This is a genomic window from Leuconostoc aquikimchii (assembly GCF_040838325.1).
In the GTDB taxonomy this organism is placed as follows: Bacteria; Bacillota; Bacilli; order Lactobacillales; family Lactobacillaceae; genus Leuconostoc; species Leuconostoc aquikimchii.
Genome location: NZ_JBFPER010000001.1, coordinates 972800 through 994709, shown reverse-complemented (window position 1 = coordinate 994709; position 21910 = coordinate 972800). Strand labels below are relative to the sequence as shown.

Below are 21910 nucleotides of genomic sequence, written 5' to 3'. Positions count from 1 at the left end.
TGTTTCTAGAAAAAGAATGATGCTAACCAGACTGAGATTAAACCTGAAACAGATAAGACACTTGTTAAAGTCGTCCATGATAGTAATGTTTCTTTTAAAGATAGGCCAAAGTATTCTTTGATCATCCAGAACCCTGCATCATTAACATGATCTGCAAACACTGATCCTGCACCAACTGCCAATACCATTAAGGCTGGGTTCACACTGGAAGCCTGAACCATAGGTAATACCAATCCAGCACCAGTTATACCAGCAACCGTTGATGATCCGAGACTAACTCTTATGATAGCAGTGATTAACCAGGCAGCAAATATTGGAGATAAGTTGCTTGTAGCGAATATTTGAGAAACATAGTCTGATATGCCACCCTGCACAAGAACTTCCTTCAGGGCACCACCACCACCAATAATCAAGAGCATCATGGCGATTTGCTTGACAGAATCTGTCAAGCTACCACTCAACATGTCAAGGGTTTGCTTGCGCCTAATACCCATAGTATAAAGTGCGAATAGCAGCGACAAAATCATCGCAATATCTGGACTACCAATGAATAACACTGCAGTTTTTAGTATACTTTTACCTCCTAAAAATGGTTGCATAATTGTGCTTAATCCGATTAAAATAACAGGCATCATTGATGTTACCACACTAATACCAATGCCTGGTGTCTCATCAAGATTAAATTCTTTCAGATCACCAAATATATTTGGTATCGTCTTATGATACACCGAAGGGTATACTTTTTGCAAAACCCAATTAAACAATAGGCCAGAAACGATGACAGTTGGAATAGAAACGATGACCCCAATTAACAATACTTGTCCTATATTTGCATTAAAAATTGCTGTAATAGCAGTTGGACCTGGATGAGGTGGTAAGAAAGCATGTGCTGTGTTTAATGTAGCGGCCATTGGTATACCTAAATATAACAATGGTATTTTCAACTCGCTTGCAATAACAAATAAAATTGGTAATAAGACAACCAATCCTACTTCAAAGAAAAGCGCAATACCAACAATGAACGAAGCAATGACAACAGCAATCTGAATCTGTTTAACACCAAACCTTTTAATTAAGGTTTGGGCAATGCGATATCCCCCACCAGTGTCTGAAACCAGTTTACCAATCATGGCTCCTAAAGCAAAGACAATGGCCAAATGACCTAACTGAGAACCAATACCAGCTTCAATGACAGCAGGTAATTTTTCTGTTGGAATGCCTAAAGACACACCCAACAGGACTGCTGTAAGCAATAAAGCGATGTAGGTGTTTAATTTCAACTTAACAATCATAAATATCAATAAAATAATAAATGTTAATGTTATTAATAGTGGCATGATTCATTTCCTCCGTTTTTTACGTAAGCGGTTACGCTATATTTGTATTGTAAGCGTTTTCTTTCTAAAAGTCCATACTTGCGTATTTATTTTTATAGTAGTATCATACAGGTACACAGATTTCAACGTAAGCGATTACGTAAATGATGGATTTTTTACCTGATCTAACATTAGAATAATGGAGAAAAGACATGACAACACCAAATTTTTCACTCAATACTTTCAGTCTCACTGGCAAAACAGCTTTAATTACAGGTGGTGCATCTGGACTTGGACAGTACTACTCTGAAGCCTTAAGTTCAGTCGGTGCTAATATTTTAGTCGTTTCTTATAGTGAAGATGGTTGGACCGAAACAAAAGCAATCGTTGAATCTTATGGACAGACAATTAATTTTCTCAAGTTAGATATTACAAAGAAAGATGCCGCAGATCAGATTATCAATTTTGTAAAAAGCAGCAGTCAGACATTAGACATTCTCGTTAACAATGCAGGGATGCAGAAAAGACATGACTGGCAAGAATTTCCAGATGAAGAATGGGATGCAGTGATTAATTTGAATTTGAACGCTGTCTATCACATTTCTAAAGCTGCTGCCCTGTTAATGTCTGAAAATGGTGGCGGAAAAATCATCAACATTGGTTCAATGCAGTCCTATCGCGCTGGAAAGTATATTTTCCCCTACACTGCAAGTAAGCATGGCGTCGTTGGTTTAACTAAAGCTTACGCAGACGCATTAGCAGTTCACAACATTCAGGTTAATGCTATTGCACCAGGATACATTGATACACCAATGACCAAAGCATTGCAAGAAAATGAAACAAGAAATAAGGAAATTCTGCAACACATTCCAGCTGGACATTGGGCAAATCCTAAAGAACTCATGGGAACAGTTGTATTTCTGGCTAGTCACGCCTCTGACTATGTTACCGGCATAACGCTTCCAGTTGATGGCGGTTATTTATTAAGATAGGTCTTTTATATCAAAACCAGCACAAACATTGGTAAATATCAGTTGCAAATGCTAGAATGAAAAAGGCTCAGTATTTTAGAGTATGTCTAAAATACTGAGCCTTTAATTTGATTGGTAGGGATTATATAGTATGGATAAAATTAAAAAATTAACGATCAAAGATATCGCTACTAAAGCAAATGTTTCAACTGCTACAGTTAGCCGTTATCTTAATGGCCAATTGAATCAAATGTCTGAAAAAACAGCAGTAAAATTAAAAAAAATAATCAAAGAGACCGCATATGTTAGAAACTCAGCTGCTGTTCAGTTAGCAAAACAAAAATCTAATTTAGTTGCTGTAATTGCCTCAAATATTGATGAATATTTTTCTTCTGAATATTTCAAAGGAATTGTCTCTCTTTTGAGCGCGCAAAACTATATTGGCGTGCTTTTTGATTCAAACTCAGATATAGCAGTCGAATCTGCTCTTCTAGAATCCGTTTATAATCAAGATTTTGCTGGTTTGATTTTACAACCATTATCAACCGAACCTCATTTGATTGATAAATTTACGAATAACGATACACCTGTCGTTCTAATTGATCGAGACATTGGTAATGGCGAAATTAGTACTGTCACCACGAATAATTTTCAGGTAACAAAATTTGCCATGGCGAGTTTTTTAGATGAAGGCTTTAACAAAGTTACTATCATTACAGAGCCCGTTAATCGTATATCAACACGCATTGAAAGAATTGCAGGCGTACGCTCGGTTTTTGATCACGTCCAACTTATCGAAGTTGATACAGATCATCTTGATCTGTCTGAATTATCCGATGAAATAGATATAAACAATCCTAAAAATCTTTTATTTGTCTTGAAAGAACGGTTATTAATTCAATTATTAGCCAATACTGATCTTTTGAATGAACCGACCAGCCGACAAAGAATAACTGGTTTTGTGGATACTAATATTCCTAGATACTTAGCGCCAAAATACAAATTCATTCAACAATCTCCTTACCTTATGGGTGCTACAGCTGCTGAAATTTTAATGCGGCAATTTTCAGAGCAACATACTGCTGATATCAAACAAATAGTTATTCCTTCACGTTTCGAATAATCTGATTGTAATGTGACATTTTTTAATAAACTATGGTTTTTATTGGCCATTAAAAACGTGAAGACAAAATCTTTACGTTTTTTAATTTCAACTGATGACTACCTGTCATAATAAAAACCGATCGCTTAGACAAAATAATTGCGTCTAAGCGATCGGTTTGGAGGTCATACAAATATCATATTTTAAACAGTCGGTTGACTGACTTTAGCCGTACCGTCATTGCCGAAATAACGCCATGAACCATCAGATAATTTTTCAAAATGATCCGTCACCATTGCACCTGAATTAGCGTCATAATAACGTGCTATTCCTTGCTTATCAGTAACTGCTTGACCTTTTATTTGATGATAATTATCATCAAAGTAAAGATTTTGACCATTAATTGTTTGGTAACCCTTAACTGCTTGGCCATTGGCATCAAAATAAGCCCATGAACCATCAGAAAGTTTTTCAAAACGATTTGTAATCATTTCGCCGGAATTCGCATCATAAAATTGTATTTGACCTTGCTGATTAACTGTCTCATGTCCTTTAATTTGGTAAGAATCATCACCAAAATAAAGTTTTTGCCCCTTAATTGTTTGATAACCCTTAACCGCTTGGCCATTAGCATCAAAATAAGCCCATGAGTTATTAGATAGCTTTTCAAAACGGCTACTTATCATTTCACCAGAGTCCGCATCATAAAAGCGAAGTATCCCTTGATTATCTAATTGTTCATGCCCTTTAACTTGGTGATAATTATCATCAAAATAAAGATTTTGCCCTTTAATTGTCTGTTGTCCTTTAACGGCCAAACCATCAATCCCAAAGTAGGCCCATGAGCCGTCAGCTAATTCTTTAAATTGATCAGTCAGCATATCACCAGAATCTAACGTAAAGTAGCGTAATTTACCGTCCACATCTGTGATAAATTTGTCTTTAACTTGCGTACCATCTTGATTAAAATATTGTATATGTGACTTAATAGTAGTCAAACCTCTGGCCATGACACCATTTTTATCAAAATATCGCCAATCTTTATTACTATCCATGAAATAATCGTCAGCAGTTTGCTTACCTTGCTTATTAAAATAATAAACGTTGCCTTGACTATCTGACAAATAAGCATCTTGTAGTTCAATACCGTTAGGTAAGAAATAATAACCGACATTATTAATAGTTTGCAGGCCATAAAGCATGTACCCGCTTTTATCAAAGTAATACCAATTTGATTTTTCATCCTGAATAAATGTATCTTTGGCTTGATAGCCACTTGTTGAAAAATATGTCATGCCTTTGTCATCAGAAGTAAAACCTGTGTTAGAAATTTCATTCATCAACTGTTTAGGCAAGAAGTCATTGTTTTTGTCCGCCGAACTCACTTGGAAATATTCATTAGTAGCCCAATCCTTTAAGACATAATAGGCGCCACGTCCCTGTATATTACTGCCATTAAAGTATTTTGCTGACCACTCTTGTATCTTTTCGCTGGGGTCCATTGGCACACCTGTTGAAATTTGATTTGTTGTAAACAACGAAGGATATAATGACTTAATCGTGTCAAGAAATGCGCCACCATATAGTTTTTGATAGTCGCCACCACCAACAGTTTCAGCTGCGTAAAGTGTTTTATTGATCACAGAATTTTCATTATACACCCCAGAATTATTAACACGTTCTGCTGTCACAACTTGTTTACCAGTTAGATTATAAATTTGATCTGGCACCCAATCAGCCATTGCTTTGATTCCTGTGGCGTGCAAAGATTTGATTGCATCACGTAGTTGATCAACTGTGCCATACTTCGTTGGTGTATTAAAACCTAGATCATAACGATCGGTAAAAGCGTAGCCGTTTTGAACAATTGAATCTAAAAAACTACCCTCTGTACTTGATCGATATTGTGGTGGAAATTCAAAACTGGTAATGCCCCAGCTTTTGTATAAATCAGTATTTTTGGCAATTATAACGTTTGCATACTCACTTTCAGTCGTTGGAAAGTACTGGAAATTTGAGAAGCCTTCGTACATCACTTGCGAATCTAATGCAGCGTTTGAATGTAATGTTTTATTATCTTTTACAGATTGCGCATCGTCACTGCTCGTTCTTGCATCTTGTATATCGCTAGCGCCTACAGGTACCCAGACGGCTAAGTAGCCAGACACCTGTGGATTAGCAACCCCTTGTATGTCCGACTGGTTAAACACGAGCTCACCGTTACTGGTCGTATATTTAACTAATGATTGGTCAACATCTGCATCGGTTAGATATGTCACGATACCATTCTTGGTTGTTAATATTGCTGGGCGATAGGCTTGGTTTTTATGCGCAGCACCCATGTTTAAAACAACCTGATCAGTCGTACTTAATTTCAATTCAGGATTGTTACCTTCGATAACAGCAAGGCCCTGTGTGCGTGTCTCAGCAGTCCCTTTGTCATCTGCTGTCATAGCATCTTTGCCATAACGTACAGATGTCAATAAGCCACGGTTACCTTGCGCATCCATGCTACTGTCACCCGTCATATATGCCATAGACATTTTTTGTCCACCTGACACATACTTTAATCGCGACTGTAGCAAGGTATTAATTGCATCATAATAAGGTGATTTGTTCGCCATATATTGGCCATCGTCAGTATATAGATCACCATAATAAACGCGTGGCACAGTGTCTTTATTCGTTAATAGCAAGGCATAGGTACTAGGAATGTTAAATTGTGTGAATTCTTTGTCTGTTTTTAATTGATCAGCGTCATAGATTTTAAAGGCTTGTTCTAATTGATCTATTGTTGGTGTTAACCCATCAGAACTTGCATCAATTTTTTCCTTAATAATTTCAGCAATCACGGTTTGTACTTCACTATCATGTGCCCGTACAAACGAATAATTAGGTTGTGCTATATTATTCGTTGCATCCGTGGTGCGATCAACCAAGCTATTTGTAATTAGTGGTTCTAAGCCGCTTCGAACGGCATGACCGTCTTGATCAATTAATGGCATTGTTAAAGAGTATTTTAACGCTAAACGCAATTTATTATCCATTGATAATTGATTATTACCCTGATCCTTAACGTACGCCGCGTCATTATCACTCCAATCCTCGAGAATTGATAGGTGTTGGTTAGCAGTGGCATCATTTTTATCAACACCATAAGCAGCCTTCATATAATCTGAGGCAATTTGTAGTAAGTCCGCGTCCACATTATCAACAGCGTCCACACGAATACTATCGAAATTGGCATCGGCATCTTGATTAGTAATTGAGCCAAAATTCAATAAATAGTACATCCAATTTAATTGTTCTGCCTGAACAACGGGATTTGAATTATCAACATCATTAGCTAATAAAAAATCATAACCTCCTTGTGTTGGATCAATAGCATATGATGAGTAGCCTTTTTGGTTTGTAGGTGTACGGTTTAAAAGGCGATAGTCAGAATTTGCATCAGGTGTTTTATCACTATTAACATACCGCAATGCGCCACCTTGCAAATGGTCTTTATCATCACCAGTTGTTGGATACTCACTATTAACGTTCCAATTGGATTGGCTATCAACAAAATCAGAAATATCATGCTGTAACCAACTGGTTTGACCTTCCTGATTAATTTTTTGTTCGATTTTCACCTGTACATCTTGTCCAGCCTGATTTAGTGTACTTTGATCATCATTAGCAGAAAAATCAACTGAACTATTACTCAAACCAATGCTTTTCATGTAATTAAGATAATTAACTTGTGTCATCTTATCTGGCCACCAACTCATTAATAGTGGTCTAAAATCCTTATCAGATGACGGTTCCCAATTTTTTCCATCCGTTAATATATCTTTAGGACGGTACCAACTATCAGCTGTTAGATAACCATCAATTGCTGTAAAACTATCTTTGCTAGTAGTTTCAGCAGCGTTATGCGCTGTGAAACTATTATTTTGACTTGTCAGTCCTTGCTTGAATTGATAATCATTAGTTGGTGATAAAAGACCCGTTTCTTTGTCGAAATAAAGCACCTGCCCATCAACGACTGTGGTGAAGTTTTTCTTTGCCTGACCATTGTCATCAATATAGTATGTTTTACCGTCGATTGTTTGGATATTTTTAGAATTGTATTGATTTGATTCAATTGGTTTTGCAGATTGATTATTGTCCGTTGCTGTCTTGTTTACCTGATCATTTGTCGGTACTTTTGTAGACACAGAATTATCAGTTTTATTAGCAACATCATTATTTTTTTGAACATTTGCCACTTGATCATTCTTGGCTGCCTGATCATCATTTTGTGGTTGACTAATATTTTGATTCGTCGCGGGTTGCCCAATTGTATCCGTCTTCACATCATCTTTATTAGATGTATTAACTGGGAGGTTATCCTTTTCTGGTACTGTATTGGCATTGTTATCATGGCTCTGACTTTGATTAGCAACAGAATTTCCTGAATCTTGAACATTCGCTTTGTCATTAGTAACTGAAGCCGTATCTTTACCTGATAAATCATTGGCAACCGGAGACGTTGTATCATTAGTATTTGCGGTATTTTGAGGCGTATCTGTTACCGTGTTTGTTTGAGTCCCAAGAACAGGTACATCTTGCACAGTACTTAACCCTGTTTGAGCTACCGGCACAGTAGGTGCTACTGTTTGCGTATTATCCGGTACGGTTTTTACTTGTGTCGTGGCAACGCTTTGCGTTGTATCAGCATTAACTTGTTGTACCGACAAACCTAAACCAATAATTAATGAGACCCCCGCAGTGACCCATAATTTACCTGATTTATATAACTTTTTTCGACACGCTGTTTCTTGATTTCCCATGTTCATTTTTCTCCAAAAAAATTATTTCGTTGTTTGTGTCAATCAGAGACTATGGCATACTTCCTGATTGACACAATCAACCTTTTCAATATACACTAATGAAAGAGTTATTCTCAGAATATGCATAAATGAATATTAAACATAGGGAGCACTAATGGCAGTTAACAACAGGTCAATTATTAGAAAAATAAGGAAATTAAGAGGGATTTCTCAAAATGAATTAGGTGAGTTAATAGGATCTCAATCCATGATATCTCGAATAGAAAATGGTCTCACGTCACCTACTGATCGTGCACTACAACAAATTTGTGATGTTTTAAACGTTCCCGTTTCTGACTATTTTGAAACTGTTTTTGGTAAAAAAAAACAGCTTAGCGCTGTTAAAAATAGAATTAGAGCAAGTATATATTGATCAAGATAAGATTAAAATAACAAAAATTTGTAACTCAATCCAAATAATGTCCACTAACCGTCCAGATGATATTGCATTGCGTCATTTCTTTTTAATGGCACAATCTACACGGTATCATTTAGATTTTAAATTAGCACCATCATCTGTGCAAAATGAACTGATAGATTACTTTTTTGGTATTGAAAACTGGCAATACTATGATCTTTGCTTACTTTTTTTTATTATGAATATGATAAGCGTTGAACACATAAAACCTTATATTATTGATATTATTAGTCAATATATTGAGGGGAAAATGTCTACTAGTACCTCTCGTATGGTAGCACCTGTATTAATTATGATTTTGGAAGCGACTATTGTACAACATAATTACACCCTAACGCGTGACCTGCTAAATAAAATTAGACATTTAACATTCGACCAACAGGACTTTGAATTTCAAACTTGGTTATTATTTTTGCAAGGTGTTTTTGAAAATAATACTCAAAAAATTAATGACGCTTATAATATTATTAAACGTCTGCACCTTAATAAGACTAAATCCCTATTTGATCATATATTAACGCATGATAAGATTAATTAATCCTATCATGCGTTAAGTAATATTAGTATGAACTGTTAGCTTTGTTTCATGCCGAATTTTTTTAGCTATTTCAGGTATTTTTAAACGATAACTGTCATCTAATTGCGCTATTTGCTGCGTATGAGTGGCTTGACCGAGTTTATAGTACTCGAAAAATATATTAACTTTTTTAGAATAGATTTGATTAATAATTCGAACTGCATAAATCGTGTTGGTTTGCTTTTTAAATAGTTGCTGAATATCTGATACAATATCATCAATTTGTGTCATGATTTTTCAACCACCGTTCGTATGTTTTGAAACGCAATATATTTTTGATTGATATAGACACCGTTATCCGAAAATCCCATAACGACACCAGAGACGTTTGGCACCATATGCCCTTCTAAATCTTTTATATTTTGTTGCACAGTAACTTTTTTATAGTTTTCTGCAGCCGAGCGTAACATATTTTGTACCTCGCTCAATGGGATACGAGGTAATTTTTTTGTTACGGTTATACGCTGGTTATCATCTTTTTTAAGTGATGACGTGTGATCAGACAAAAAGAAGCCCTGCCACTTCATCTTGCCCCGTTCACGGTAATCATTTTTAAAATAATTATTAACGATGCGGCTGAAGTCCCTATTATTAGTCATAAGTATTCCCACCATTATGTCCGCCAACAAGTCCGGCGCGATTAATTGCCGTGCCACCTTTTTCCTTTGACATGGCTCGCATGATTGACATAGTACCAAAACGTTGTCTCAGGTCATCAACAACTTGATCTATTTTTTTATCTTGTACGACCCGTTCTGGTTGCTGAAATAAGTCCATTTGAAGGCCAAAATCTGCGATTATATCGCCGAAATCAATACCAATATGACGGATGACTTCACCATGCCAATGTTTTTCAAATAATTTTACCATAACCGTCATGAGAATTTTTGTATTATTAGTCGGTTCAATACGTTGCTGTTTTTTGACGCCATGTGCGCCCTGTTTTTTACTCTCATCAAACGAATAACCAATAAAAAGACTGACTAAGCAAACATTCTTATTATGAGCACGAATACGTGTGGCAACCTGATCTGTCATTTCGCGCACAACAATTTCGATTTCTTCTTTTTTGTAATAGTCTCGTGGTAAAACTTGTGAGTTACTATAAGATTTACTTTGTGTAGTTATTACGTCAGCCAAATTGGATCGATCAACGCCCCATGACAGCGCATAAAGTTGTTCGCCCATTAAACCCATTTTGTCACGAAATGAATAAGGATCTTGATGTGCCAAATCATACATCGAATGAATACCCATCTTTTCTAATTTATTGGCCGTTTTGGATCCAATACTCCAGACATCATGTAATTTTGTTATTGGCCATAATTTGTCTGGCACATCTTCATAATGCCAAATACCAGTTAAATTTTTCGCGTGTTTCGCTTCAATATCTAAGGCAAGTTTAGCTAATACTGGTGAATCACCAATACCTACCGTGAGATAAATACCAGTTTCTGAGCGTACCTGCTTTTGTATTTTTAATGCCACTTTTTCTGGTGTGTTACCAAAAAACGCCCAAGTATCTGTCATATCCAAAATAGATTCATCTATCGAATAAGGTAATAACATGTTGTCCGCTGTGTATTGACGATAGATATTATTAATGCGTAAATTCTCAGCAATGTACAGATTCATACGTGGCGGTACTTTTATCAAACCTGGCACATTAGGCACATCACGTTGTCGTGTCACGTTACTAATACCCAACCTTTTCTTAGCTAAGGGAGACGCGGCTAGTACAAGGCCACCATTAGTATTTTCTTGTTCTGACATGACTACCAGCAAAGACTGCAACGGGTTCATGCCAAGTTCAACACTTTCCACACTAGCGTAAAAACTCTTCGAATCAATTAAAAAAATGACACGACGTTTTTCTTCACTATAATCATATTCAGTTATTTTTGATTTAGTCATTGATATGCCTCAAAGTATTGTGTATTTGTATACTTAATTATACGAACAAACGTTCTATTTAGCAAGTCGTTGCACTCTAATTGATACAAAATTAAAAAAACGATATATCTATCAAAATAATAGATACGTCGTTTTTAACTTATAAATAATGTTATATTAGATCACTGTGACAAAAATCCAGCGCATACTGTTTTATACTTTAAACAACGTTGGTTGTACACGTTTCAAAACTTCAAGAATAACCGTTGGTGTTAACGATAAAATAATAATGATTATCCAATGTCCTAATGAAACTGCTGTTAGTCCAAACAAGACTTGTGTAACAGGCAGTAATGATACTACCAATGTGATAGCTGCTGCCAATATAGCCATATTTATTAATCCTGGATTGGCGTTGTATTTAATCGAAAATAACGATTTTTCTGAACGAATATTAAAAACATGAATAATAGACGTCATTGACAAGACAATAAATGCTAGTGTTTGCCCTACTTGTTCATTGGCTGCTAAACCACCCAAGACCACATTTTGACCAATCCAAATAGCTATTAATGTCACAATTGCAAATAGCGTAGCATTGATAGCTATTTGTCGCCCAAGTCCTTGTGCAAATAAGTTAGTTTTTTTAGGCATTGGTGGTTCATTCATGACATTTGTTAGTATCGGCTCACGGCTCAAAGCAAATCCTGGTAAACCATCAGACACTAAATTAATAAACAATAAATGTACCGGCAACAGTGGCGATCCCCATCCTAGGAGCATTGCAATTAAAATCACTATTATTTCTGATATATTCGCACTCAATAAGAAGTTAATAGTTTTTCGGATTTTGATATATACGCCACGTCCTTCTGAAATAGCGTCAACAATCGTTGCAAAATTATCATCTGTGAGAATAATATCCGATGCGTCACGCGCAACATCCGTACCTGTCTCACCCATAGAAATACCAACATTGGCTGCTTTTAATGCAGGTGCATCATTAACACCATCACCAGTCATGGCAATAGTGGCATCTTGTCGCTGCCATGATTTGATAATTCTAATTTTATCAGTTGGTGTGACACGCGCATAAACAGTATATGCTTTAATATTTTCATCAAGTTCTTGATCAGATAACTTGGCCAATTCTGAACCCGTAATTGTTTGATCACCCTCATGTAAAATACCTATTTCAGAAGCAATCGCACTGGCTGTTTCAACATGATCACCCGTGATCATAATTGTTTTAACCCCGGCGAGACGCGCTTTTTCAACAGCTAAAGCTGATTCTGGTCGTGGTGGATCAATAATACCAACCAACCCCACTAGGGTTAAGTTTTGCTCATAAAATGCCTGGGTTGGATTTTCTGGCATCACATCAAATGTTTGTTTAGCAATCGTTAAGACACGTAAAGCTTCACGACCAAAGGTCGTATTAATTTTTTCGGCCTGTGCCACATTACCCTGTTTCAACATAGGTAACAAAACATCAAATGCCCCCTTCGTAATAGCAATATAGCCACCTTCAGGACGTTTGTGAACTGTTGTCATTCGCTTCTTTGTTGAGTTAAACGGTATCTGGTCTACAAGTGGATATTTATCCAGTAACATATCACGTGGTGTATCCTCTGCGATAGCACGCACTAAGGCTACTTCAGTTGGCAAACCATCATATATAGTTTGCCCATCACTTTTTTTAATTGACACATTTGTCGAAATAGCTGCTAGTGACAAAACTTCTATGGCTTGTGCATCTAAAGGTTCATTTGTTTCACTCAAATGATTTTGTTCATTTTGCCACACTTTACGAACAGTCATTTTATTTTGTGTTAATGTCCCAGTTTTATCAGACGCAATAACATTTGTCGTTCCCAATATTTCAACAGCCGGTAACCGTCGAATAATTGCGTGTTTTTGTGCGATTCTTTGCACACCCAAAGCTAATGTCATTGTCACAATAACAGCTAACGTTTCAGGGACAACCGCAACGGCTAATGATATGGCAGTTAAGAAAATGTGTTGTAAATCCATTCCTTGAACGATACCAAGCACTAAAACAACCAATGCCGCACCAATAGCAACCCAAGAAATATTTTTGCCCAATTGAATCAACCGTCGTTGTAGTGGCGTTAATGGTGTCCCATTTTCAGCATTAAGGAGACCAGCAATTGTCCCCATCTCTGTTTGCATGCCGACGGCCGTGACAATAGCCTTACCATGACCGTTGACAATTGTCGTACCACGATATACCATCGTCACACGTTCACCTAAACTCACCTCAGCATCAGCACCAAAGGTTGCATTAGCATCCTTTTCAACAGGTAGACTTTCCCCTGTTAATGCAGATTCTTCTGCCTGCAATTCAACCGCTTCAATCAAACGGGCATCAGCTACGATTGCGCTACCATTATCAATGATTAACACATCGCCTAAAACAACATCATCTGCGTCAATAAGATCTGTCTCACCGTTTCGTAAAACTTTAACCTGTGTCCGATTTAAATTATGTAAAGCTGCCAGCGAATTTTCAGCTTTTCCTTCTTGAAAAATAGAAAGAAATGAATTAATGACAACAATGCCAATAATTAGCAAGCTTTCAAAATAGTGCCCTGTACCTTCTATGTATGTCGCCACAAATGAAATAACCGCAGCAATCAATAATATAATCGTTGCAACGTCTTTTAAACTAATTAGGATTTTGTGCCACAATGGTTCCTTCTTTTTTGTAACAAACACGTTACTGCCAGACGTTTCGCGGCTAGCACGCACCTGTTCCTCACTTAATCCTTCTTGTACATCAATGCCCTGTGATGCGATTGTTTCTTTAATACCTTTGCGGTATGCTGTCATTTAAAATTCTCCTTAAATTTCAATAATTTAGATGCAGCTACAAAATTAACGTGTTCAAAATGATGATATGCGCACAGAAAAAATATTATCAACATTTTTTTGCTGTTAATCTCAGCAACGACATCTTTAAATGATAAAAAAATGAAAAAACAGATTAATTATGGGGGTTATTTAATTAATCTGTTATATATATTGTAACATAATTAACGCAATCTATCTTTTATACCCATAAAAAAACCCTATAAATTTGAATAAAAACGCCAAATTTACAGAGTTACTTCATTTATTCGTATTCGTGCAAATTAATTTCAAGTTAAAATTTGTTAAAAAAATTGTCGATTTCTTGATACTCGATTTCAGATAAATCAACTGTCAAAGCTGCAACGTTGCTAGCTACCTGGCTAGGCGTCCTAGCACCCGGAATAACAACACTTATTTCAGGATTTTTGATATACCATGCTAAGATTATTTGTGCTATTGTTGCTTCGTGATTTTTGGCAATAATCGCCACCTCTGCCAATGCTGACATAATGATTTTGAATTGTTCACTTGTAACGTTTTTAAACTTGTGGCTATCATTAATTGTATATTTTCCTGTCAATAAACCAGATGCCAATGGAAAATAAGGGACGAATTTGATATGTTTTTCTTTTAAGTAGGGCCATAAAACACGCTCTGCCTGACGCGCAATGAGATTATAGTGATCTTCAACATAATCAACTTGCCCATTTTTATTAGCTTCTTTTACCTGCTCTACGCTAAAATTAGAAACGCCAATCGCACGGATTTTACCTGCTTGTTTTAATTCATTTAAAGCCGCCACTGCCTTATCTTTTGGTGTCTTATCATCCGGAAAATGAATATAAAAAATATCAATATAATCTGTTTGCAATCTAATTAAAGCGTCTGCCACTGCCTTTTTTAAAAAGACGGGATCATTATTTGGCACTAAATTGTTGTCTGGATCTTGCGCTGCTTTTGTCGCTATTTTGATATTTTCTCTCGGGTAATGCTTGATGACTTCTCCGATGATTTCTTCAGAACGACCTAACCCATACATATACGCCGTATCAAGCATACTAATACCAGAATCAAGCGCCTCTTTAATAACATCGTAGCCATCTTGATCATTTAAATTATCAAATAAATTATGACCGCCAACTTTGTTGGTACCAATACCTAATTTAGCTGCCTTATCGTCAATTGTCGTTCCATTACTTTGATTAATTAGCATGATATCCTCCTAGTTAGTCCCTACAATTGCCATTATATAACAAAGTGACATTTTGAGTTGGTAATTTGCTCATAATATTGTTATTATTTCGCTATGTGAATTCGTGATCTATCGTTCACACTATTTTAATTTTTCATATGACCGATTTGATCACATATGCTTAAAGTTTCCAGCAAACTCGTTGTCACATCTGCACCAATGTTACCAGATTTGGCGCCAGAACGATGTTGTGCTTGCTCTAATGTATCGGTAGTCAATACACCAAAAACAATCGGGACGTTGGTCTTTAGACTCACATTGCTAATACCATTTGTTGCAGCATGAATAACTAAATCATAATGTGATGTTTCCCCTTTAATAACTGCCCCTAATGTTATAATGCCATCAAATTGACTTGTCTGTCCAATTTTTTTCGCAATCAGTGGAATTTCAAAAGCACCTGGTACCCAAAACACACTCACATTTTCTTTTTGTACACCGTGCATTTGTAATGTTTCTTGCGCTCCTCGTAATAATTGTTCTGTAATGAGCGCGTTAAATCGACTGATAATAATTGCAATGCGCCGATCACTATGGTTTGTTAAATTTCCTGTATAAATCATTCGTAAACCTTTCCTTATAACATATGGTCGAATTTTGTTTTTTTAGTTATCATATATGCTTTATTGATATCATTTATTCCAGTTATGAGTGGCACATGTGCTGCAACTTCAATGCCATAGTCGTGTAATTTTTGTATTTTTTCCGGATTATTTGTTAACAACCGAATTTTTAGTAAGCCAGCAGCTTTCAAAACTGCTGCTGCAGTTGCGTATTTTCGTTCATCAGGTTGATGATTAAGATAAATATTTGCATCATATGTGTCATAAGCGTTTTCTTGTAACACATAACTACGTAATTTTTCATGTAAACCAATACCGCGTCCTTCTTGACGTAGATACAATAACGCGCCACCTTGTTGGCCAATCATTTGCAGTGATTGCTGTAATTGTGCACCGCAGTCACAACGTTGTGAACTAAATAGATCACCTGTTGCACATGCTGAATGTAATCTCACTAACGGTACATCAGCCACAGTGCGACGACTTCTAATTAATAAATCTGGCTCAACTTGTCCTACATTATATTCTGTGAGGTCAAAATCACCGTCGTTTGTAGGTAAGTGAACTGTTACACCCGCCTTAACAAGCTGGGCTTCTTCGTGGCGGCGATAAGTTACAATGTCTGCTATAGATAATTGGAGTAAGTGATTTTTATTGGCTAATTCGGTCAGTGCTGGTTCAAGTGCCATGTGCCCATCTTGATCTAGAATTTCAATAATAAAAGCGACCGGCGGTACCCCAGCAATTTGTGCAAGCGCTACCGCACCTTCAGTATGACCTTGCCTTGTTAAGACATCATCATCTTCAGCTACAAGCGGAAAGATATGTCCCGGCGTTTCAAAATTAAGCGATGTTGTGCTTAAATTAGCCAGTTGTTTAATTGTATTTGCTCTTTCATATGCAGAAACACCAGTTTTACTGTCTACATGATCAACACTAACAGTAAATTTTGTCCTAAATTTTTCAGAATTGTTACTTGTCATCTGTGATAAAGATAACGATTTAGCACGTTCTCGTGTCATCGGCACTGCCAAAACGCCTCTTGCGAGTGATAAAGCGTCATTAATTTTTTCGGGCGTCACAAAAGAGGCTAAACCAACTAAGTCTCCCTCATGTTCGCGATTTTGATCGTCTGTTAAAATGATTAACTCACCTTGTTTTAACGCTGTTATTGCTTGACGTACATTGTTTATCGACTCGTTAATCATTTTTTCCCCCACTAATATATTTTGCTAAAATATCAGTTTCAATATTGACAACCTGACCTATTTGGATGTTACTTAAATTAGTATGTGTCAGGGTATATGGAATTAACCCAATTGTGAAGGTATTTTGAGTCGCTTGAACAACAGTCAAACTGACGCCCAAAATAGCTATTGCCCCTTTAGAAACAATTTGATTCATTAAATTATCATCTTTTGGTTTAATGGTCAATAGCGTTGTCTCTTCAATCATCTGTTGATCAACCACTTCAGCAGTACCATCAACATGGCCCAAAACAATATGACCATTAATCCTATCTGATGCTAACATTGCTTTCTCGAGATTAACAACTTGATCTAACTGATAAGCTTTAATTATTGTGGCGTCGCATGTGGGTAACATGATATCAAATTGCGCCCAACTAGCATGACATGACACAATAGTTAAACACACACCGTCAATCATAATGCTATCACCAAGCTGACTATCACTGAAATAAGGCCCATCAGTTTTAATGCGTAAACATAATTTATTGTCAGAACGTGACTTTTTTTGTGTTATCGTACCAGTTGTTTGTGTTATTCCTGTAAACATGACGGTCTCCTATGGTTAATGTAAACTGTTTTTTTAGTATTGCCAACATATGACGTATGATCGGGCACTTGATCTAAATGCAAGCCATTAACACCATTATCAGGTAATAATTGTTCCGAGGTATACATAATAAACTGATGCCACAAATTTAATTTTAAAAATGATTTAATCATGGTTGGCCCACCTTCTACCATAATTGATTGCATATTTCTGTTTTTTAAATCCTTTAAAATGCCAGGTAATCCCGCTGTCATTAATACAGCATTCGGCTCTCTTTCAGAAAATGCTTGATTTTCTGTATAAACTAACCAACCTTGTTTGTTAATTAATTGATTGTTTATCAAACGGCCACGTCGATCAATCACCACGCGTAATGGTTGTCGATGTGTGATACTAATATATCTCACATTCAAGCTAGGTGCGTCAACAATCACCGTCTCGCTACCAACAAGAATCGCACTTTTAGACCCACGCTGTCGATGTATTTCTACGTCAGCAACTTGGTTTGTTATTTTTGTTTGCACATTTGGTGCTACAGTCACGCGTTCATTGTGAGACTGTGCTAGTTTCAATTGTACATAGGACTCATTTTGTTGAAAATAATGATGAAAGGCAGGATTTAGACGTATACTATCTTGCGTGTTTAAAATGTCTACCTGAATACCAGCCTGACGAAGCAGTGCAATCCCTTTTCCATGCGTTGTTGGATTAGGATCACTAGCACCAATCACAATGCGGGATAACTGCCACTGCTTAATTTCTTCAGCACATGAACCGACCTTACCTCTCACCGCACAAGGTTCCAAAGTAACATACATTGTTGCCCCAACAACTGAGTCTTTATCCCTTAAGTGATTAAAAGCGTCTATTTCAGCATGTGGCATGCCATATGCCTTATGAAAACCAGTAGACAAAATTTGATCATTTTTGACAATAATTGCGCCAACTCTTGGATTTTCAAATGTGTTTTCTGGTCGTGCTTTAGCAGCATATTCTGCAGCTAGTGACATTAATGTTAAATCATTCATCTTTTACCTCCTATTTTTTCAGAACAAAAAACCCCGATGTATCATAAGAATACATCGGGGGTCAAAGTATTAAGATCAATTCAAAAAGACCAGATATTGTGAGCAATACCAAGAAATTTCAAAATCTTCTCCCATCCAGACTTTAACTGTCGGTCACAGAATCTAACTGTGTCAACCACGTTAATAAAAACGCAGGTCACGGACTGAGGTAGCAAGCTACCATCACCGTCGGTCGGGAATTACACCCTGCCCCGAAGATTAATTATTTAACAAGTTAAGACTAACATTTTAAAAATATCCTGTCAATAAAAAACATGTCTTTTGACAACATGAAGCGACCCCCTGAATTATATTTTTCTAATTCAGGGGGTCGCTTCAACATGTATTTTTAAACTTGCAATCATTGGCTGTTAAATTTTTGAATTCTGAAAAAATCAAGTAGAAATGTCAAAATTGGTAATCCTACCACCAATCCCCAAACGCCAAATATCTTTTCCATAATAATCAAGTTCAGTAAAATAACTAATACCGGCATGTGCGTGCGTTGCGACATAAAGTGTGGATGTAAGAAATAGGATTCAAGAAAATGAACACATGCGACAGCTATTAATATAATCAAGACTGTATGCCAATTTCCGATGATAAATGCAGTAATTGTCAATGGCACCAATGAAATAATGACACCAAAAACTGGAATCAAGCCCAAAATAAATATCAAAATTGTAAAACCTAGTAGGTATGGAAACTTTAAAAAGGCTAGGACAGCTACCATTACTGCTGTATTGATCACACCAATCATGAGTTGTACTTCGAACAATCTACCTAATATAACAATAAAGCGATGAATAATAATATAAAATTCACCAAAAAATTTGTTATATGGACTATGTAAGAAGTGCATTGACCAGGATTTTAACTGTGGATAGGTCATGCTAAATATGAAACTAAATAGCAACGCTAAAACGAGCTCATATAACACATGACCCACTTGATTTAAATGTGTAATCCCCTTTGAAATAAGCTGATCAGTATTTAAGACATTCGTATATTGATGTACGTTTTTGTATATCTCTCTTAGGAAACTATTGGTATGCCAGCTAGTGTCCGTTGCCAGTACCACCATACTTCTCACTTGATGGATCACCGTTGCCGCACCATGATTAATGGCTAATACGATCAAAGTTATTGCCAAAATATAAACGATTGCAATCGACAATGCACGTGATGTTTTTAAAATTGCGGACACCCGTTTGCCAGCATTAATTGCTAAATATGAAAAAATAATTGTGAGTAGTAATAATGACATAAATTGTTTCAAAAAAACAATCAATACAATAATAACTGCTAACACAAAATAACGATACAGCTGACTCTGACGCCAAGACATAAATGAATTCATTGTACGCCCCCCTCTATATCATTTATTATATACGAAATGGCAAAGATAAGTCAGACAATATAAAAACGTTTCAGACATTAACTATCCAAAACGTTTTTAGGGCCGTCATTTCTACCTATTTTAACACTTTTTTGATATCGTCAATCATATCATTTGGACTCGTTTTTGGTGCAAAACGTTTCACTACTTGCCCCTCACGATTAACCAAAAACTTAGTGAAATTCCACTTAATCGTACTTCCTAATGGACTCGTAGCACTTTTTTTCAAATACTTGAACAAAGGATCTGTATTTTTACCATTAACTGCAATTAATTGATGCATTGGAAATGTCACACCATAAGACAGACGACAAGCTTCTGCGGCATCATGACTAGAATCTAATTCTTGTTTAAACTGGTTTGATGGGAATCCAAGTATCATCAATCCGTCATCTTTATATTGTTGATAAATGGCTTCAAGATCCGAAAATTGTGGGGCAAAACCACACTTAGTCGCCGTATTAACGATAACGATTGGGTGCCCCCGTAGTTCATCAAGTGAATAAGTCTCCCCATTCTCCTTCATGACAGTAAATTGATAGATATTATCAGACATTAGTTTTCCTTTCTACGAACTTGGTCAATCCGTATTGTTATTAATAAGACAAAAGCAGCCTTTCAAATAAAAAGTGGCTGCTTATATTATTATTCACTTAAATCAACTATAATTTTTGCTTGAGACTTATCATGTGTTAATGATTCAAAACCATCTGATACAATATTATCCAATTTAATCATATCAGTAATCACAGGAGCTACATCAATTTGACCGCTACTTACAAGGTCAACAGTCTGTTGGAAAGTTTCTTTTGAGTAAGCTATAGTCGTTGTTAGTTTAACACCAGCATTCATTAATTGCATGGGATTAAATGTAATCGGGCGCGCAAATATTGATACAATGACCATGGTCCCCCGTGGTCGTGTTGCATCAATTGCTTGTTCAAATGTGGGCTGGACACCAGCTACTTCAAATGAGACATCAGCACCACCAGGAATAATATTTTTGATGGCAGCGACTGTATCATCTACTTGACTTGGGTTCACAATGTCAGTTGCGCCCATTTCAAGTGCCTTATTGAGACGTACTTCAGACAAATCAACAGCAACAATCTTAGTCGCACCAGCTGCCTTTGCAGCTGCAGCAACCAACACACCAATAGGACCAGCACCAAATATAACAACTTTTTCACCAAAACGCAGACCGCCTTCTTTAACGGCTTGAACTGCAACTGCTGTAGGTTCAATCGTGGCTGCTAATTTCATTGAAAAGTCTTCAGGCAAATGATATAAGTTATCCTCAGGTACATTTACGTGTGACGTGAAACCGCCATCTGTACTCAAGCCGATAAAGCTGTAGCCGTCGTAGACATCCACATCATCTGGCACATGTCCCTTCGTTATCGTTGGATTAATTGATACATGGTCTCCAACTTTATAATGCGTCACATCAGCACCAATTTTTTCAATGATCCCTGAGAATTCATGGCCCATCGTTAATGGTGCTTGTCCACCTGTTAATTCATCTTGTTTATCAACAGGAATAAACACTGGCCCCTCAAGATATTCATGTAAATCGCTACCACAGATGCCTGCGTACGCAACACGTACAACCACTTCATTTGATTTAGTTGGTTTCAATGTCACGTCTTCAACGCGAACATCTTTCACGCCATGCCATACAGCTGCCTTCATTATAATTCTCCTTTGCTTTAACTAGTAATTTTTCAACAATAATAACTACTTAGTTGGTTTCATTATAGCACTGTGAGATGAAAGTGATCGTCTAAATGACTTTATTTTTACAACAAAAAAACTACAGGATACGAAT

At 36.6% G+C, this 21910-nt stretch carries 18 protein-coding genes and 1 riboswitch; of the genes, 4 read left to right on the top strand and 14 right to left on the bottom strand.

Annotated elements, in window-relative coordinates; all coding sequences use genetic code 11:
- Positions 1-5 precede the first annotated feature (5 nt).
- On the bottom strand, positions 6-1337 hold the full coding sequence (locus AB3K24_RS04910; protein ID WP_367974083.1) for a gluconate:H+ symporter: 1332 nt from the start codon (positions 1335-1337) through the stop codon (positions 6-8).
- 191 nt (positions 1338-1528) lie between these two features.
- On the opposite strand from AB3K24_RS04910, the gene AB3K24_RS04905 reads away from it, so the two are divergent.
- Both AB3K24_RS04905 and AB3K24_RS04900 read left to right on the top strand, forming a co-directional pair.
- On the top strand, positions 1529-2308 hold the full coding sequence (locus tag AB3K24_RS04905; RefSeq protein WP_367974082.1) for an SDR family oxidoreductase: 780 nt from the start codon (positions 1529-1531) through the stop codon (positions 2306-2308).
- Positions 2309-2438: 130 nt separating this feature from the next.
- Complete coding sequence (locus AB3K24_RS04900; RefSeq protein ID WP_367974081.1) at positions 2439-3410, top strand: LacI family DNA-binding transcriptional regulator; 972 nt, start codon at positions 2439-2441, stop codon at positions 3408-3410.
- A 182-nt stretch (positions 3411-3592) separates the two neighbouring features.
- Here the strand turns inward: AB3K24_RS04900 and AB3K24_RS04895 are convergent, their stop codons facing one another.
- Positions 3593-8203 carry a glycoside hydrolase family 70 protein gene (locus tag AB3K24_RS04895; protein WP_367974080.1) on the bottom strand — a complete coding sequence of 1537 codons (4611 nt, stop codon included), beginning with the start codon at positions 8201-8203 and terminating at the stop codon, positions 3593-3595.
- 154 nt (positions 8204-8357) lie between these two features.
- Between AB3K24_RS04895 and AB3K24_RS04890 the strand changes: the two genes are divergently transcribed.
- Complete coding sequence (locus AB3K24_RS04890) at positions 8358-8615, top strand: helix-turn-helix domain-containing protein (RefSeq protein WP_367974079.1); 258 nt, start codon at positions 8358-8360, stop codon at positions 8613-8615.
- Entirely contained in the window at positions 8545-9198 is a 654-nt protein-coding gene (locus AB3K24_RS04885) for an Rgg family transcriptional regulator (RefSeq protein WP_367974078.1), read from the top strand. Before AB3K24_RS04890 ends, AB3K24_RS04885 begins: the two co-directional genes overlap by 71 nt.
- A 12-nt stretch (positions 9199-9210) precedes the next feature.
- Here AB3K24_RS04885 and AB3K24_RS04880 read toward each other — a convergent pair whose 3' ends face one another.
- The 12 genes from AB3K24_RS04880 to AB3K24_RS04825 form a co-directional block, all read right to left on the bottom strand.
- Complete coding sequence (locus AB3K24_RS04880) at positions 9211-9468, bottom strand: hypothetical protein (protein ID WP_367974077.1); 258 nt, start codon at positions 9466-9468, stop codon at positions 9211-9213.
- The gene (locus AB3K24_RS04875; protein WP_367974076.1) at positions 9465-9836 is read right to left on the bottom strand and encodes a hypothetical protein; all 372 of its coding nucleotides are present in this window, start codon (positions 9834-9836) and stop codon (positions 9465-9467) included. The genes AB3K24_RS04880 and AB3K24_RS04875 overlap by 4 nt, the downstream gene beginning before the upstream one ends.
- A complete protein-coding gene (locus AB3K24_RS04870) occupies positions 9829-11151 on the bottom strand; it encodes a Y-family DNA polymerase (RefSeq protein WP_367974075.1) in 1323 nt (440 codons plus the stop codon). The genes AB3K24_RS04875 and AB3K24_RS04870 overlap by 8 nt, the downstream gene beginning before the upstream one ends.
- Before the next feature lie 192 nt (positions 11152-11343).
- Positions 11344-13983: a cation-translocating P-type ATPase gene (locus tag AB3K24_RS04865; RefSeq protein WP_367974074.1), complete on the bottom strand. Its 2640-nt coding sequence runs from the start codon at positions 13981-13983 to the stop codon at positions 11344-11346.
- Positions 13984-14296: 313 nt separating this feature from the next.
- Positions 14297-15217 (bottom strand): aldo/keto reductase, encoded by a 921-nt coding sequence (locus AB3K24_RS04860; RefSeq protein WP_367974073.1) that lies wholly within the window; start codon positions 15215-15217, stop codon positions 14297-14299.
- Between the two features lie 125 nt (positions 15218-15342).
- Positions 15343-15819: a 6,7-dimethyl-8-ribityllumazine synthase gene (gene ribH, locus AB3K24_RS04855; protein ID WP_367974072.1), complete on the bottom strand. Its 477-nt coding sequence runs from the start codon at positions 15817-15819 to the stop codon at positions 15343-15345.
- Between the two features lie 14 nt (positions 15820-15833).
- Positions 15834-17027 (bottom strand): 3,4-dihydroxy-2-butanone-4-phosphate synthase, encoded by a 1194-nt coding sequence (gene ribB / locus AB3K24_RS04850; RefSeq protein ID WP_367974071.1) that lies wholly within the window; start codon positions 17025-17027, stop codon positions 15834-15836.
- On the bottom strand, positions 17020-17616 hold the full coding sequence (locus AB3K24_RS04845; RefSeq protein WP_367974070.1) for a riboflavin synthase: 597 nt from the start codon (positions 17614-17616) through the stop codon (positions 17020-17022). Before AB3K24_RS04845 ends, ribB begins: the two co-directional genes overlap by 8 nt.
- The gene (ribD, locus tag AB3K24_RS04840) at positions 17601-18644 is read right to left on the bottom strand and encodes a bifunctional diaminohydroxyphosphoribosylaminopyrimidine deaminase/5-amino-6-(5-phosphoribosylamino)uracil reductase RibD (protein WP_367974069.1); all 1044 of its coding nucleotides are present in this window, start codon (positions 18642-18644) and stop codon (positions 17601-17603) included. Before ribD ends, AB3K24_RS04845 begins: the two co-directional genes overlap by 16 nt.
- Positions 18645-18763: 119 nt before the next feature.
- Positions 18764-18907: riboswitch (FMN riboswitch) on the bottom strand.
- A gap of 137 nt (positions 18908-19044) precedes the next feature.
- Positions 19045-20043 carry an AI-2E family transporter gene (locus tag AB3K24_RS04835; protein ID WP_367974068.1) on the bottom strand — a complete coding sequence of 333 codons (999 nt, stop codon included), beginning with the start codon at positions 20041-20043 and terminating at the stop codon, positions 19045-19047.
- Positions 20044-20158: 115 nt separating this feature from the next.
- The gene (locus AB3K24_RS04830) at positions 20159-20638 is read right to left on the bottom strand and encodes a glutathione peroxidase (RefSeq protein WP_367974067.1); all 480 of its coding nucleotides are present in this window, start codon (positions 20636-20638) and stop codon (positions 20159-20161) included.
- An 89-nt stretch (positions 20639-20727) separates the two neighbouring features.
- A complete protein-coding gene (locus AB3K24_RS04825; RefSeq protein WP_367974066.1) occupies positions 20728-21774 on the bottom strand; it encodes a 2,3-butanediol dehydrogenase in 1047 nt (348 codons plus the stop codon).
- Between the last annotated feature and the right edge of the window lie 136 nt (positions 21775-21910).